General features: G+C 67.9%; 10 protein-coding genes. 7 read left to right on the top strand and 3 right to left on the bottom strand.

What is annotated here, in order from left to right; genetic code table 11:
• The first annotated feature begins 12 nt into the window (after nt 1-12).
• The 5 genes from trkA to JF542_RS04585 all read left to right on the top strand — a co-directional run bounded on the left by trkA (nt 13) and on the right by JF542_RS04585 (nt 5,718).
• Nucleotides 13-1,389 carry a Trk system potassium transporter TrkA gene (gene trkA / locus JF542_RS04605; RefSeq protein ID WP_007800970.1) on the top strand — a complete coding sequence of 459 codons (1,377 nt, stop codon included), beginning with the start codon at nt 13-15 and terminating at the stop codon, nt 1,387-1,389.
• 4 nt (nt 1,390-1,393) lie between these two features.
• Nucleotides 1,394-2,908: a TrkH family potassium uptake protein gene (locus JF542_RS04600; RefSeq protein WP_207074896.1), complete on the top strand. Its 1,515-nt coding sequence runs from the start codon at nt 1,394-1,396 to the stop codon at nt 2,906-2,908.
• A 232-nt stretch (nt 2,909-3,140) separates the two neighbouring features.
• On the top strand, nt 3,141-3,380 hold the full coding sequence (gene hfq / locus JF542_RS04595) for an RNA chaperone Hfq (protein WP_007800966.1): 240 nt from the start codon (nt 3,141-3,143) through the stop codon (nt 3,378-3,380).
• A 17-nt stretch (nt 3,381-3,397) separates the two neighbouring features.
• Nucleotides 3,398-4,651 carry a GTPase HflX gene (gene hflX / locus JF542_RS04590; RefSeq protein ID WP_207074941.1) on the top strand — a complete coding sequence of 418 codons (1,254 nt, stop codon included), beginning with the start codon at nt 3,398-3,400 and terminating at the stop codon, nt 4,649-4,651.
• A 74-nt stretch (nt 4,652-4,725) separates the two neighbouring features.
• Nucleotides 4,726-5,718: an FUSC family protein gene (locus tag JF542_RS04585; RefSeq protein WP_007800963.1), complete on the top strand. Its 993-nt coding sequence runs from the start codon at nt 4,726-4,728 to the stop codon at nt 5,716-5,718.
• Nucleotides 5,719-5,727: 9 nt separating this feature from the next.
• Here the strand turns inward: JF542_RS04585 and JF542_RS04580 are convergent, their stop codons facing one another.
• Together JF542_RS04580 and JF542_RS04575 are read right to left on the bottom strand one after the other, a co-directional pair.
• Entirely contained in the window at nt 5,728-6,678 is a 951-nt protein-coding gene (locus tag JF542_RS04580; RefSeq protein WP_207074895.1) for a phosphotransferase family protein, read from the bottom strand.
• A complete protein-coding gene (locus JF542_RS04575; RefSeq protein ID WP_207074894.1) occupies nt 6,675-9,143 on the bottom strand; it encodes a penicillin acylase family protein in 2,469 nt (822 codons plus the stop codon). Before JF542_RS04575 ends, JF542_RS04580 begins: the two co-directional genes overlap by 4 nt.
• Before the next feature lie 114 nt (nt 9,144-9,257).
• Between JF542_RS04575 and JF542_RS04570 the strand changes: the two genes are divergently transcribed.
• The gene (locus JF542_RS04570; RefSeq protein WP_207074893.1) at nt 9,258-10,130 is read left to right on the top strand and encodes an NAD(P)-dependent oxidoreductase; all 873 of its coding nucleotides are present in this window, start codon (nt 9,258-9,260) and stop codon (nt 10,128-10,130) included.
• A gap of 147 nt (nt 10,131-10,277) precedes the next feature.
• Here the strand turns inward: JF542_RS04570 and JF542_RS04565 are convergent, their stop codons facing one another.
• Nucleotides 10,278-10,703, bottom strand: coding sequence for an OsmC family protein (locus tag JF542_RS04565; protein ID WP_207074892.1), 426 nt, complete (start codon nt 10,701-10,703; stop codon nt 10,278-10,280).
• A gap of 497 nt (nt 10,704-11,200) precedes the next feature.
• Here JF542_RS04565 and JF542_RS04560 point away from each other — a divergent pair, with 497 nt between their 5' ends.
• A complete protein-coding gene (locus JF542_RS04560) occupies nt 11,201-14,161 on the top strand; it encodes an Rne/Rng family ribonuclease (protein ID WP_207074891.1) in 2,961 nt (986 codons plus the stop codon).
• Nucleotides 14,162-14,188: the final 27 nt, after the last annotated feature.

Genomic DNA, 14,188 nt, shown 5'->3' with positions numbered 1-14,188 from the left:
CACGAGGAACGGATGAAGGTCATCATTTGCGGGGCGGGGCAGGTCGGATGGCAGATCGCCCGGCACCTCTCGGGCGAGCGCAACGACGTCACCGTCGTCGACAGCAACCCCGATCTCGTCCGCCGTGCCACCGATACGCTCGACGTGCAGGGAATCGCGGGCTTCGCCTCCTACCCGGACGTGCTCGAAAAGGCCGGTGCGCGCGATGCCGACATGATCATCGCCGCCACCCATTCCGACGAGGTCAACATGGTCACCTGCCAGGTGGCCCACTCGGTCTTCGCGATCCCGCGCAAGGTGGCGCGGCTGCGCTCGCAATCCTACCTCACGGCGATCTATTCCGATCTCTACCGCCGCGATCACATGCCCATCGACGTGGTGATCAGCCCCGAGCGCGAGGTCGCCGAGGCGGCGCAGCAGCGTCTCTCGGCGCCGGCGGCCTTCGACACCGAGCGCTTCCTGCAGGGCGATGCCCAGCTGCTGGGTCTGACCATCGACGATGACTGCCCGATCGTGAACACGCCGTTGCGCCAGCTTTCCGACCTGTTCTCGACCCTGCGCGCGGTGGTGGTGGGCGTGCGCCGCGAGGGCACGCTTTTCGCGCCAGAGCCGGGCGACCAGCTTTTCGCAGGCGATTCCTGCTACGTGGTGGTGCATCACGAGGATATCCGCCGCACCCTCGAGATCTTCGGCAAGTCGCTGCGCAAGCAGGAGCGGGTGGTGGTGATCGGCGGCGGCAACGTGGGCCTTGCCGTGGCCAGCGCGCTCGAGAAACGCACCGAGCGCATCCGCGCGAAGGTGATCGAGCGCGACCGCAGGCGGGCCGAGCGCGCGGCCGATGCGCTCGAGCGGACCATCGTGCTGCATGGCGACGGGCTCGACGCGGCGCTGCTGGCCGAGGCCGGCATCGACCGCGCCGACGCGGTGCTCTGCGTCACCGACGACGACAAGACCAACATGCTGGCGGCGGTGCGCGCCAAGGCGGCAGGTTGCCCGATGGCCATTGCGCTGGTCAACGACCCCACCATGGTGCCGCTGATGGAGCCGCTGGGCGTCGACGCCTATATCAACCCCCGCGCCACCACGGTGAGCTCGATCCTGCGCCACATCCGCCACGGGCGGGTGCGTTCGGTCTACTCGATTGGCGATGCCGAGGCCGAGGTGATCGAGGCCGAGGTGCTCTCGACCTCGTCGCTGGCCGGCAAGATGATCCGCGAGATCGACTTTCCCGAGGGCGTGCTGGTGGGCGCGGTGCGCAAGGGAGACAAGGTGGTCAAGATCACCGGCGACCTGCGCATCGAGGATGGCGACCGCGTGGTGATCTTCGCGCTGGCCAAGGACGTGGCGCAGGTCGAGCGGCTGCTCCAGGTCTCGATCGATTTCTTCTAGGCCGATGCGCGCGCTGTCCCGAACGCCGCTGCTGCTCCTGCTGACCGGGATCGTCTGCGCCTCGATGATCCTGCCGGCGGCGGTGTCGCTCTCCGAGGGCGAGTATCACGACGCGCGCAGCTTCTTCTACGCCGCCATCGTGGGGCTGGTGCTCACCGTGCTGATCGCCATTGCCCAGGCCACACGGCGGCACAACCGGAACGCCTCGCGCCAGCTGCTGGCGCTGATGACCGCGTTCATCGTGCTGCCGGCGGTGATGGCGGTGCCATTCCACGAGGCGGTGCGCACGACCAGTTTCCTCAACGCCTTCTTCGAGATGGTCTCGAGCTTCACCACCACCGGTGCAACCCTGTTCGACGCGCCGCGCCTGTCCTCGGCCGAGCATCTCTGGCGCGCCCAGGTGGGCTGGCTCGGCGGTCTGCTGATGTGGGTGGCGGCGGCGGCGATCCTCGCACCGCTGACGCTTGGCGGTTTCGAGATCACCGCCCGTGGCGAGCCGGGCCAGAGCGTCGATGCCGGGGCCACCCTGCGCGACCTGTCGGACCCGGCCGAGCGGCTGTCGGTCACTGCGCGCATGCTGGTGCCGATCTATTGCGGGCTGACGCTGGCGCTGTGGATCATGCTGATGATCGCGGGCGACCCGCCGTTGCTGGCGGTCAGCCACGCCATGTCGACGATGGCAACCTCCGGCATCTCGCCGCTTTCGGCACCGCTCAGGGCGCCTTCGGGCATCGCGGGCGAGATGATCGTGTTCTGCTTCCTGTTCTTTGCGCTGTCGCGGCTGACCTTCTCGGGCGACACCGGCGCCTCGTACCGGCCCGGCCTGCGCGAGGATCCCGAGTTCCGCATGGGCTTGGCGCTCGTCATCGTGGTGCCGGCGCTGCTGTTCCTGCGTCACTGGATCGCCGCCTTCGACGTCGGCGAAGAGCAGAACCTCCTGCAGGGGCTGCGGGCGCTCTGGGGCGGCATCTTCACCGCGCTGTCCTTCCTGTCGACCACCGGGTTCGTGAGCGCCGACTGGGCCGAGGCGCGCAGCTGGTCCGGGCTCGAGACCCCGGGGCTGATGCTGATGGGGCTGGCGATCATCGGCGGCGGCGTCGCCACCACCGCGGGCGGCGTGAAGCTGCTACGCATCTACGCGCTCTTCCTCGCCGGCAAACGCGAGCTTGAGCGGCTGGTGCATCCGCATTCGGTCGGCCATTCCGGCGTCATGGCGCGGCGGATGCGGCGGCAGGGTGCGTTCATCGCCTGGGTGTTCTTCATGATGTTCGCGATGTCGATCGCCGCGTTCTCTCTGGTCTTCAGCCTGTTCGGGCTGGATTTCGAGAACGCCATGACGGTCACCATCGCGGGGCTGACCAATTGCGGCCCGCTGCTGCGCGCGGCGGCCGAGATGCCGGTCGATCTGGCGGGACTGAGCGGCGGCGCCAAGCTGACCTTCGGGGCGGCGATGGTGCTGGGCCGGCTCGAGCTGCTGGCGATCATCGTGCTTCTCACGCCGGGGTTGTGGCGCGACTGAGGTGCTGTCCCGCGCCGCCTCGGGCCGGGGCCGTGGGCGCATTCCGTGGCGTCACGGGCGGCGGGGCTCCGCGGCCCACACCTGCATCTGTGTGAGGCAGAGGGCTTGCGGGCACCGCTGATCGGGGCTACGGGCCTATTTTTACACTGGAAGTTCCGCTGTACGCGATACATACTCGGCAAAACGAGGGAAGGCCGCAAAGCGGCAAAGGGCAAGAATAAAGGCAATTTCAATGGCTTCGGACAGACAGAACCTGCAGGACGCATTCCTTAATCACGTCCGCAAAACCAAGGTTCCGGTGACGGTTTTTCTGATCAACGGCGTCAAACTTCAGGGGGTTATCACCTGGTTTGACAATTTCTGCGTGCTGCTGCGCCGTGATGGCCAGTCCCAGCTTGTCTACAAGCATGCGATCTCGACCATCATGCCGTCGCAGCCGATCAACCTCTATGACGGCGACGGCAACGATTGAAAGAACACGCAACGCATGTGACCCGCGCGTGGGTCCTGCATCCTGACATCCGGTCGGACCGGGATCGGCGCGACGCGGATATGGCCCTCGAGGAAGCGGTGGCTCTGGCCGCGGCGCTTCCCGACCTCGAGATCGTCGGCAGCGCCGTCGTGCCGCTGCGCGATCCCCATCCCGGACATCTCTTCGGCACCGGCAAGATCGAGGAACTGCGCCAGCAGATCCAGGATGCCGAGGTCGAGCTGGTGCTCGTCGATGGTCCGGTGTCGCCGGTGCAGCAACGCAACCTCGAGAAGGAATGGAAGGTCAAGCTGCTCGACCGCACCGGCCTGATTCTCGAGATCTTCTCCGACCGCGCCGCCACCCGCGAGGGTGTTCTGCAGGTCGAGATGGCGGCGCTGAGCTACCAGCGCACCCGGCTGGTGCGGGCCTGGACCCACCTTGAACGGCAGCGCGGCGGGCTCGGCTTCGTCGGCGGCCCCGGCGAAACCCAGATCGAGGCCGACCGGCGCGCGATTGACGAGCAACTCGTGCGGCTGCGCCGTCAGCTTGAGCGCGTGGTCAAGACCCGCGACCTGCACCGCAAGGCGCGGGCCAAGGTGCCGTTCCCGATCGTGGCGCTGGTGGGCTACACCAACGCCGGCAAGTCGACGCTTTTCAACCGGCTGACCGGGGCCGAGGTGATGGCCAAGGACATGCTCTTTGCCACGCTCGACCCGACCATGCGGGCGGTGAAGCTGCCCACGGGCATCGATGTGATCCTGTCGGACACGGTGGGCTTCATCTCGGACCTTCCCACCGAGCTGGTCGCGGCCTTCCGCGCCACGCTCGAAGAGGTGCTGGCCGCGGATATCATCGTGCATGTGCGCGACATCTCGCACCCCAACACCGAGGAGCAGGCCGCGGACGTGGCCGCGATCCTCGACAGCCTCGGGGTCGACGAGGAGGTGCCTCTGGTCGAGCTGTGGAACAAGACCGACCGTCTTGCGCCGGATGTTCACGAGGGCGTGCTGCAGCGTGCGGCGCGCGAAGAGACCATCTTCGCGGTCTCTGCGCTCACCGGCGAGGGACTCGACACCATGCTCGAGGCCATCACCGAGCGGCTGCAGGGCGAGACCCTCGAGGAAGAGCTTCGCCTTGCCTTCGACGACGGCAAGCGCCGCTCGTGGCTGTTCAAGAAGGGGCTGGTGCAGGGCGAGGCGCAGGACGAGGACGGTTTCGTGCTTCAGGTGCGCTGGTCCGCCAAGGACCGCGCCCAGTTCGAGACGCTCTGATCTCACGCAGGGGTGGCGCGCCGGTCGCGGCGTGCTAGCCTGCGCCGCGACAGTCGCAGAAAGAGACCCCTGCCATGGCCGAGCACAGCCGAGTGACCTCGTGGTTCATCGACGGGCCGCGCAAGATGGGCTGGTCCGACGTCGGCATCATGATGCTGGCGGTGGGCGTGCCGCCGTTGGTGGCGGTGCTGGCCTTCGGACCCATCGGTATGGCGGCCTTCGCCGCGTCGATGCCGGCGCATCTGGCCGCGCGCGAGGGCGGGGCGCCGGTGGCGCTGCTGGCGACGATGGTCACCGGGCTCGGTGGCATGGTGGCGATCGCCGATCCGGTGATGGCGCTGATGGTGGCGGGATGCCTTGCGGCGATGACCGCCATCGCGGCGCATCACCGGCTGGCGCGCCCGGCGATGCGGGCATTGCTGACGTGGACGCTGTTCACCTCGCCGCTGATCCCCTCCGACAACCTGCCGCAGCTCTTGGCGATCTACCTCGCCGGCATGGTGTGGAGCATCTCCGTCACCTCGCTGGCCAGCAGGGTCGGCGTGCCCGAACCGCCGAAGCCGGTGAGCCGCGTCTACAGCTTCACCTTCGGGGTGATCTTCGGTGTCGGGCTGGTGAGCGCGGTCTGGCTCGGCCAGCGCGCCTTCGGTACGCATGGCTTCTGGCTGCCGCTGACCTTCGTGATCCTGTCGATGCCGCCCTATGGCACGCTGTTCTCGCGCAGCCTGATCCGCACGCTGGCGACGCTGCTCGGCGCGGCCGCCTCGGTGGCGCTGACGCTTCTCGCGCCGCCGCAATGGCTGACCATCGCGCTGGCGCTGCTCTGCTTCCCCGTCGCGTTCCGCTTCATTCCGCGCAGCTCTTTCGTCGGCACCGCGCTGCTGACGTTCACCATCCTCGAGATGCTGTCGCTGATCTCGGATATCGACGTGCTCGCGGTGGAGCGGGTCGAGACGGTGATCCTCGCCAGCCTGATGACGCTGGGGCTCGGGCTCGTGGCGGCGGGTGCGCTCTGGGTCCTGAAGCGCGACGCCCTGCACGAGATCGTCGGCCGCGACCAAGGCTGAGCGGGGCGCTCAGCTGGCGAAGAGCGCGCGATCGGTCGCGATCAGACGCAGCGCCGAGAGATACCGCGCCGCCTGCCGCCGCGACGGCTCGGGCGGGGTGTTGGCCCAGACCCCGAGCGCGAACAGCCGCTGCAGGAAGACCGTCGCCTCGGGCGTGCTTCCGACCGGGCCGTAGCCCTTGGAGAGCGCCGCGGCGTGCCGATCAAGCGCTTCGGCATCGTCCGAGAGCGCCACCGCGTCGATCAGCAGCGAGACCAGATCCCGCAGCGGCTCGTCGGGTTTGGCGTTTTCGAAATCGAGCCCAACCAGCCCCTCGCGCGTCGCGATGAGGTTGGCGAGATGCAGGTCGCGATGGGTCACCGCGCGCTGCGAGGGCGTGCCGCGCACGGCGCGGAACATCGCCTCGAGCCGCGCCACCTCGGCGCGGAACGCGTCGATTTCGGGGATCGTGCGTTCGCCGCTGTCATGTTGCTCCAGCAGCCGGTGCAGCCAGGCGATCTGCCCCTTGGGGCGGAACGGGTGCGCCTCGCGAGTCAGCCCGTGAAACCGCCCGAGCCACTGCCCCGCGGCCTCGAGCTGCCGTGCGGCGTTCTCCTGGGCGAGCTTCGGCACCACCGCCGCAAGGCTCGGCCCATCCGCATACGTCATGCCCAGCACCAGCCGCGCGGCGTCGAAGAACAGCACCGCGGGGGCGCCCTTTGGCCACGCCTCGGCAAGGGCGCGCTGACGCGCCGCCTGCGCGCGGGCCTTCTCGGCGGACGCGGGCGCGTAGACCTTTACCACAAGCCGCTCATCGGGGGAGGCAGCGCAGAACACCTGCGCGCGCTGCGTCTTGTCGGTGTTCTTCAGGCAGCCAAGCCCGAACGCCGTGCCGGGCCGCTGCTCTGCCAGTGCCGCACGGGCAATCGCGCGCGCATCCGCAGGAGCAAGATGCGTCTCGCCCGGCCGCTTGCCGCTCATTCCGGGATCAGCCGCGTGACCCCGATCGAGGCGGCGCGGGCGAGTTCCGCATCCAGCGACATCGGAATGTACTCCCCGCGGCGCCATAGCGTGCCGAGATCGTCGTAATGGCGCGACAGGAAGTGCCCCGACTGGCCGGTCGACGAGATGAAGACCGAGGAGTCCGGGTCGGCGAAATCATAGACCCCGCGATAGGTCGCTGCGTGGATGTTGAGGAAAGGCTCCGGATCGCGCCCGGAGGTGCGGCCGCGCTCCAGCGTGAAATCGCCGCCGCTGGTGTTCTGGCGGATGTTCACGAAGTGGCGCAGCACCGGGATCTCGCCCAACACCGCATGTGCGTGCAGCGCCTGGTGCGCGTCGCCCCAGCGCAGGCTCTCGAGCGAGCCGCCATAGGTCTCGGCGATCCACACCAGCGCATCGTCGAGCGATTGCCGCGCGATGTCGCTGCAGGTCTCGACCACCACCGAGCGGATCACGTCGCACCAGACCGCCGCGCCATCGACATTGCGGAACACCCGCTCGATGAACAGCGGCTCCACGTGGTTGAAGCGCTCGGCCAGCGGCCCGAGCTCGTCGCGGATCAGCCGTTCCTGCAGTGCCCGCACCCAGGCGGCATAGATCAGCGGCTCCGGCAGGTGCTCGTTCATCTCGCCGTTCCAGTTGGCAAGCAGGTCGAGCGCTTGCTGGCGGCGGCGCTCGGGCGTGCCGTCAGGCGCCGCCTCGCCGGTGTACCACAGGTCGCGTCCGATAAGCGGCAGCAGCGTGCGCGCCGCCGGCGAGACGGTGTCGAGCTGCGCCTCGATAAAGCTGTCGCGGGTGTGCACCTGACGACCCTGCATGAGCTGGGTCCAGCGCATCACGCGCTGGCTGTCGCCCCAGTCGAAGCTCACATGCATCGGGAAGGGGCGGTCGATGATCTTGTTGTTGGTGTTGCCGACGATGCCGCCATCGGGATCGGTCCAGACCGGGTTGGCGCTGTCGGGCAGCATGCCCTGCCAGCGGTTGGCCTCGATCCAGCCGGGCGAGGGCAGGCGGCCTTGGCTCTGATGCGCGGGATCGCGGGCCGGCATCGCGCCAATGAGCTTCATCGCGATGCTGTCGCGGTCGATCAGCGTCAGCATCTGCGACGGCGCCACGAACCGTCCGCTGCTCTCCAGCGCCTCCTCGACGCTTCCCGCGCGCATCAGCCCGATGGCGGCGCTCATCGAGCTGTCGTCTTCGGCAAGCGCCGTCCAGTTCAGGCTCACCACGTGGCCCGGCGGCGTGATGGTCTCGAGATCGAAGCGGGTGCGCGGCAGCACCGGGCCGTTCTCGGTCCAGCGCAGGGTGACGGTGACCGGCGTGTCGTCCTTGATCTCGATGATCGAGCGCCGGGTGCGGAACCGCGCCCAGCCCTCGGGGGTGCGGTACTGCTCGGAATTCTCCGGGTTCAGCTCCTCGATATGCAGGTCCTGGTCGTCGAGATAGGACGAGGTCAGCCCCCAGGCGAGATCCTGCGAGCGCCCGAGCATCACCGCGGGCACGCCCGGGATGGTGCCGCCGATGACGCCGCCCGAGGACAGCTGCAGCCGCGCCAGATACCAGGTCGAGGGTGCGGTGAGGCCGAGATGCGGATCGTTGGCCAGCAGCGTGCCGCCACCGGCCGAGCGGTCCGGCGCGGCGGCGAAGGCGTTCGATGCGCCCGCCAGCCCACGCTCGGGCACCGGCGAGAGCGGGGCGCGCGGGCCTTCGCTTGCCGCCGCGAAGCGCGGCATGTCCCGGTTCGGGAACAGGCTGGCGTAGTCGGGCAGGGCGGCGGTGCCGTCTCCGGGCATGTCGGGCAGGATGTCGGCCAGCCGGTTCGGGTCGGGCAGCAGCAGCGAGGTGCGGGCGCGCAGGATCTCGTCACGGAACTGGCCCGAGAGCTGCAGCGCCATCAGCTTGACGATCGCGAGCGAATCCGCCGGCTGCCACGGCGCAACCGGGGCGTTGAACAGGAAGAACTCCGGCGCGCCGCGCCCGAGGCTCTGGTCGTTGATCTCGGCGATGCGGGCGTTGACCCCGGCGGCATAGGCGCGCAGCGCCTGCGTGGTGCTCGCGTCCTGTGCGTCCACCGAACGCGTCGCGGCGGTGTAGAGATCGAGCCGGCGCATCAGGATGTCGGTGTCGAGCGTGCGCCGTCCGAACACCTCCGACAGACGCCCCTGTGCGGTGCGCCGCATCAGCACCATCTGCCAGATGCGGTCCTGGGCATGGGCATAGCCGAGGCCGAAATAGGCATCCCGGTCGCTCCGGGCGAAGATATGCGGCACCGCCGCGTTGTCGCGTACGATCTCGATCTCGGCAGCCGCGCCCGCTACGGCAAGGTCCTTGTCGTATTCGGGCAGCGAGCGCGAGGCGAGGTAGTAGACAAGCAGCACCACGATCACCGACAGCATGATCGCCATCGAGGCAAATCTCAGGAGCCATCGAAAGAGTGTCGCCATTGGGAAAACCCTTGCTGTCCGGTTTTCCGGGGCTTAGCGCGCCGCCGCCCCCTTGCCAAGGGGCGGGGCAGCGGCGACAAAGTGCAAAGCACAGCGATAACGGGAGGTTTACCCATGGCGAAATGCGCGTTCCTGGGTCTTGGGGTGATGGGATACCCGATGGCCGGCCACATGGCGGCGGCGGGGCACGAGGTTACGGTCTACAACCGCAGCACGGCCAAGGCGGAGAAATGGGTGGCCGAGCATGGCGGCGCCATGGCCGCGACCCCGCGCGAGGCCGTGGCGGGGGCCGAGTTCGTCATGGCCTGCGTCGGCAACGATGACGACCTGCGCTCGGTCTGCCTTGGCGAAGACGGCGCTTTTGCCGGCATGGGCGAGGGCGCGCTCTTCGTCGACCACACCACGGTCAGCTCGATGGTGACCCTCGAGCTCTACGCCATCGCGAAAGAGCAGGGCGCAGGGTTCGTCGACGCGCCGGTCTCGGGCGGTCAGGCCGGGGCCGAGACCGGTCAGCTGGTGGTGATGTGCGGCGGTGATCAGGCCGATTACGACCGCGCCGCTCCGGTGATCGACGCCTATGCCAAGCTCTGCAAGCGCATCGGCGACAGCGGCGCCGGGCAGAAATGCAAGATGGTCAACCAGATCTGCATCGCGGGCCTCGTGCAGGGGCTGTCCGAGGGGCTGGCCTTCGCCGAGAAGGCGGGCATCGACGGTCGCGCCGTGGTCGACGTGATCGGCGGCGGCGCCGCGGGGTCATGGCAGATGGTGAACCGCTACGAGACCATGCTCGACGATCAGTTCGAGCATGGCTTCGCAGTCGACTGGATGCGCAAGGATCTGGCCATCTGCCTCGCAACCGGCGAAGAGATCGGCGCTGCCTTGCCGGTCACGGCGCTGGTCGACCAGTTCTACAAGGACGTGCAGCAGATGGGCGGCGGGCGCTGGGACACCTCCTCGCTCGTCAAGCGCCTGAAGGCGTTCGGCTGACGTCACCGTCGGATGCCTCCGGCGGGGATATTTGAGGCCAGAAGAAACCAAGAGCGCTTCGCCCCTGATTTCTTCTGGCCACAAATATCCCGGGGGTTAGCGCGCCCCGGCGCGCGAAGGGGGCAGCGCCCCCTCCGTCCCTGAGCGTCACGCCAGCGTGGCGTCCATGGTGATCTCGGTATCGAGGAGCTTCGAGATCGGGCAATTGGCCTTGGCGGTCTCGGCGGCCTTGGCAAAGTCCTCCGCCGTCGCGCCCGGCACCTTTGCGGTAACGGTCAGGTGGCTCTTGGTAATGGCAAAGCCGTCATCCTTCTTCTCCAGCGACACAACCGCCTTGGTGGAAATGTCGTCAGCCGTGAAGCCGGCGTCGCCGAGGATCATGCTCAGCGCCATCGAGAAACAGCTCGCGTGGGCGGCGGCGACCAGTTCTTCGGGGTTCGAGCCCGGCTCCCCCTCGAAACGCTTCTTGAAGCCGTAATTCACCTCGTCGAGCACGCCGGACTCGGTCGAGATCGTGCCGGTGCCGTCTTGCAGGCCACCTTTCCAGTTCGCCGATGCGGATTTGTTGATCATCTGCCGTTCCTTTCCGTCTGTCTTTCAAGAGGCCCGTTTCCGGGCATTCGAGGGTCCAACGCGGGGGCGGCGGGGAAGTTGCATGGCCTGTCGCAGCCGGGGCCCGCCATCTCCGCCCACGCTCACATTCCATATTGTCTTTTCCACACCCCATCCTCTATGCTGACCGACAGGCCGATGCTGGACATTGGCCAACAGAGTTTCGCTGCGACGGCGCGTCCCCGACAAAGGACCCGGCGCAGACCGATCGGGCCGCAAGGCCAACCGAAGACCGCCCGGACCGCTCATCGGCGACGGGCCGCAAACAGGCGCCGGACGCGACACGCGGACGAGCGTCGGAGAAGAACCGCGATGACGCGTGCGACGCAGACGAGGCACCCGGGTGAAGGCATATTGCCTTCCCGTGCCTGCGCGCCGCAACTCGCCCAGACAAGCCACGCCGCAACCCGTCTCCACCCGCCAGGGAGGAGCGAGCTTGCGCCGTGCAGACGGACAACATGGCAAAGAAGATGCTCATCGACGCCACCCACGCGGAGGAAACCCGCGTCGTGGTGGTGGACGGAAACAAGGTCGAGGAATTCGACTTTGAATCGGAGAACAAGCGGCAACTCGCCGGCAATATCTATCTCGCGAAGGTCACCCGCGTAGAGCCCTCGCTTCAGGCGGCCTTCGTGGATTACGGCGGCAACCGCCACGGGTTCCTCGCGTTCTCCGAGATCCACCCCGATTACTACCAGATCCCGGTCGCCGACCGTCAGGCCCTGATGGAAGAAGAGGCGGCGCTCGCCGCCGAGGCCGAGGAAGAGGAAGACCAGCCCAAATCCAAGCGTTCGCGGTCGCGGCGCTCGCGCTCCCGCACCTCGTCCAAGGCCGAGAAGGCCCGCTCGGAGGACAAGACCGCCAGCGCCGATCCGTCCGAGATCAAGGGCATGGAGACCATCGACCTCGGCGAGGACGAGATCCCCGACGAGGACGCACCGTCCTCGCTGGCGGAAACCGTGAGCGCCGATGCGACCGACACCGTCGCCGCGGCGGATGCACCCGTCTCCGACGAGCCTGCGCAAGCGGGCGAGGAGGCCGTGGCCAAGCCCGCCGAGCAGGACACCTCCGCTCCGGCGGCCGAAGAGACCGTGTCGCAAGACACGTCCGACGACGACGCGGATGACAGCGACGACGATGACACCGATGACGGCGACGACCATGCCGGCACCGAGGACAGCATCGAGTCGGTGGCCGATGACGACACCGAGGAAGAGATCCGGCCCAAGCGCAAGCCGCGGCCGCGCAAGTACAAGATCCAGGAAGTCATCAAGGTCCGCCAGATCATGCTGGTGCAGGTGGTCAAGGAAGAGCGCGGCAACAAGGGCGCGGCGCTGACAACCTACCTGTCGCTGGCCGGTCGCTACTGCGTGCTGATGCCCAATACCGCCCGTGGCGGCGGCATCTCGCGCAAGATCACCAACGCCGCCGACCGCTCCAAGCTCAAGCAGATCGCCACCGAGATCGATGTGCCCAAGGGCGCTGGCCTGATCATCCGGACCGCCGGTGCCAAGCGCACCAAGACCGAGATCAAGCGCGACTACGAATATCTGCAGCGCCTTTGGGAGCAGATCCGCGCCCTCACGCTGCAGAGCGTCGCGCCGGCCAAGATCTACGAGGAAGGCGACCTCATCAAGCGCTCGATCCGCGATCTCTACAACCGCGAGATCGACGAGGTTCACGTGGAAGGCGACCGCGGCTACCGCATCGCCAAGGACTTCATGAAGATGATCATGCCGTCCCACGCCAAGAACGTGAAGCACTACGTCGACCCGATGCCGCTTTTCGCGCGCTATCAGGTCGAGAGCTATCTGAGCTCGATGTTCAACCCGACGGTGCAGCTCAAGTCCGGCGGTTACATCGTCATCGGTGTGACCGAGGCGCTGGTTGCGATCGACGTCAACTCCGGCCGCGCCACCAAGGAAGGCTCGATCGAGGAGACAGCGCTCAAGACCAACCTCGAGGCCGCCGAAGAGGTGGCGCGCCAGCTGCGCCTGCGCGATCTCGCCGGTCTGATCGTGATCGACTTCATCGACATGGAAGAGCGCAAGAACAACGCCGCCGTCGAGAAGAAGATCAAGGACAAGCTCAAGACCGATCGCGCCCGCATCCAGGTTGGCCGGATCTCCGGCTTCGGCCTGCTCGAGATGTCGCGCCAGCGTCTGCGTCCCGGCATGATCGAGGCGACGACCCAGCCCTGCCACGCTTGCCACGGCACCGGCCTCGTGCGCTCGGACGACAACATGGCGCTGAACATCCTACGCCAGGTCGAGGAAGAGGGCACGCGCCGCCGCTCGCGCGAGGTGCTGCTGAAGGTGCCGGTGGGCATCGCCAACTACCTGATGAACCAGAAGCGTGAGCATGTCGCGATGATCGAGGCGCGTTACGGAATGGCCGTGCGCATCGAGGGTGACCTGCACCTGGTCTCGCCGGACTTCACCATGGAGAAGTTCAAGACCGCCACGCGCAACGTCGCCGAAGTTCTGGCGCCGGTGGTGTCGGTCGATACCTCGCTGATGGACCAGATCGACGAGGATGCGCTCGCCGAGGAAGACGAGGACGAGAGCACCGAGGACAGCGGCTCGACCGGCTCCGAGACCGAGAATGGCTCGGAGAACAACAGCGACAGCGGCGAAAACGGTGACAACGGTGACGACGAGGGCAAGCCCAAGAAGCGCCGCCGCCGCCGCCGCCGCTCGCGGTCCAAGAAGTCGAACGGCGAGGGCGAGAACGGCTCCGAGAACGGCGCTGACAACGAGTCGGGCAACGGCGATAACGACAATGGTGAGCCCGGCACGGACACGCCGTCCGACGCGGCGACCGAAACGACCGGCGAAGCAACGACCGAAGAGGTCGCTGCGGCCGAGACCGACGACGCTCCGGCCAAGCCCAAGCGGACCCGCACCCGGTCGCGCTCGCGCAAGCCCAAGGCTGACGTGGTGACCGAAACCACAGACGCCATCGAAACCGAGGCTGCACCCGCCGAGGCAGAGACCAGTGGCGCCGCCGTGGTCGAGGCCTCCGAGCCGGCACCTGCCGCCGAAGACGTGGCCGCGCCCGCACCGGAAGCCGAGGGCGCCGCGGTGTCCGAAGCCCAGCCCGAGGCAGAGGTTGCCGAGGTTCCCGAGACGGTCGAGGCCGAAGCGCCTGTACCGGTCGAGGCCGAGCGCCAGCCCGCGCCCGAGGCAGAGCCTGCCGCGGAGGCACCGACACAGGCACCGGAGCCGGCCGAGGAGGCTGCGCCCGTGGTCGAGGAGGCGTCCGCCGAGGAGGTTGCTCCCGCGGCCCCCGAGGCAGAGCCTGCGCCCGAGCCCGCTCCGGTGCCGGAAACGGTCTCCGAGACAGCCGAGCCCGAGGCTGCCAATGCAGAGGCTGACGACAAGCCGAAGCGCCGCGGCTGGTGGTCGATCGGGCGCTGAGCCCCCGACCCGCATGACCGATGTTGC

Source organism: Salipiger bermudensis, assembly GCF_017309175.1.
GTDB lineage: Bacteria > Pseudomonadota > Alphaproteobacteria > Rhodobacterales > Rhodobacteraceae > Salipiger > Salipiger bermudensis.
This window is presented reverse-complemented; position numbering and strand designations above follow the sequence as displayed.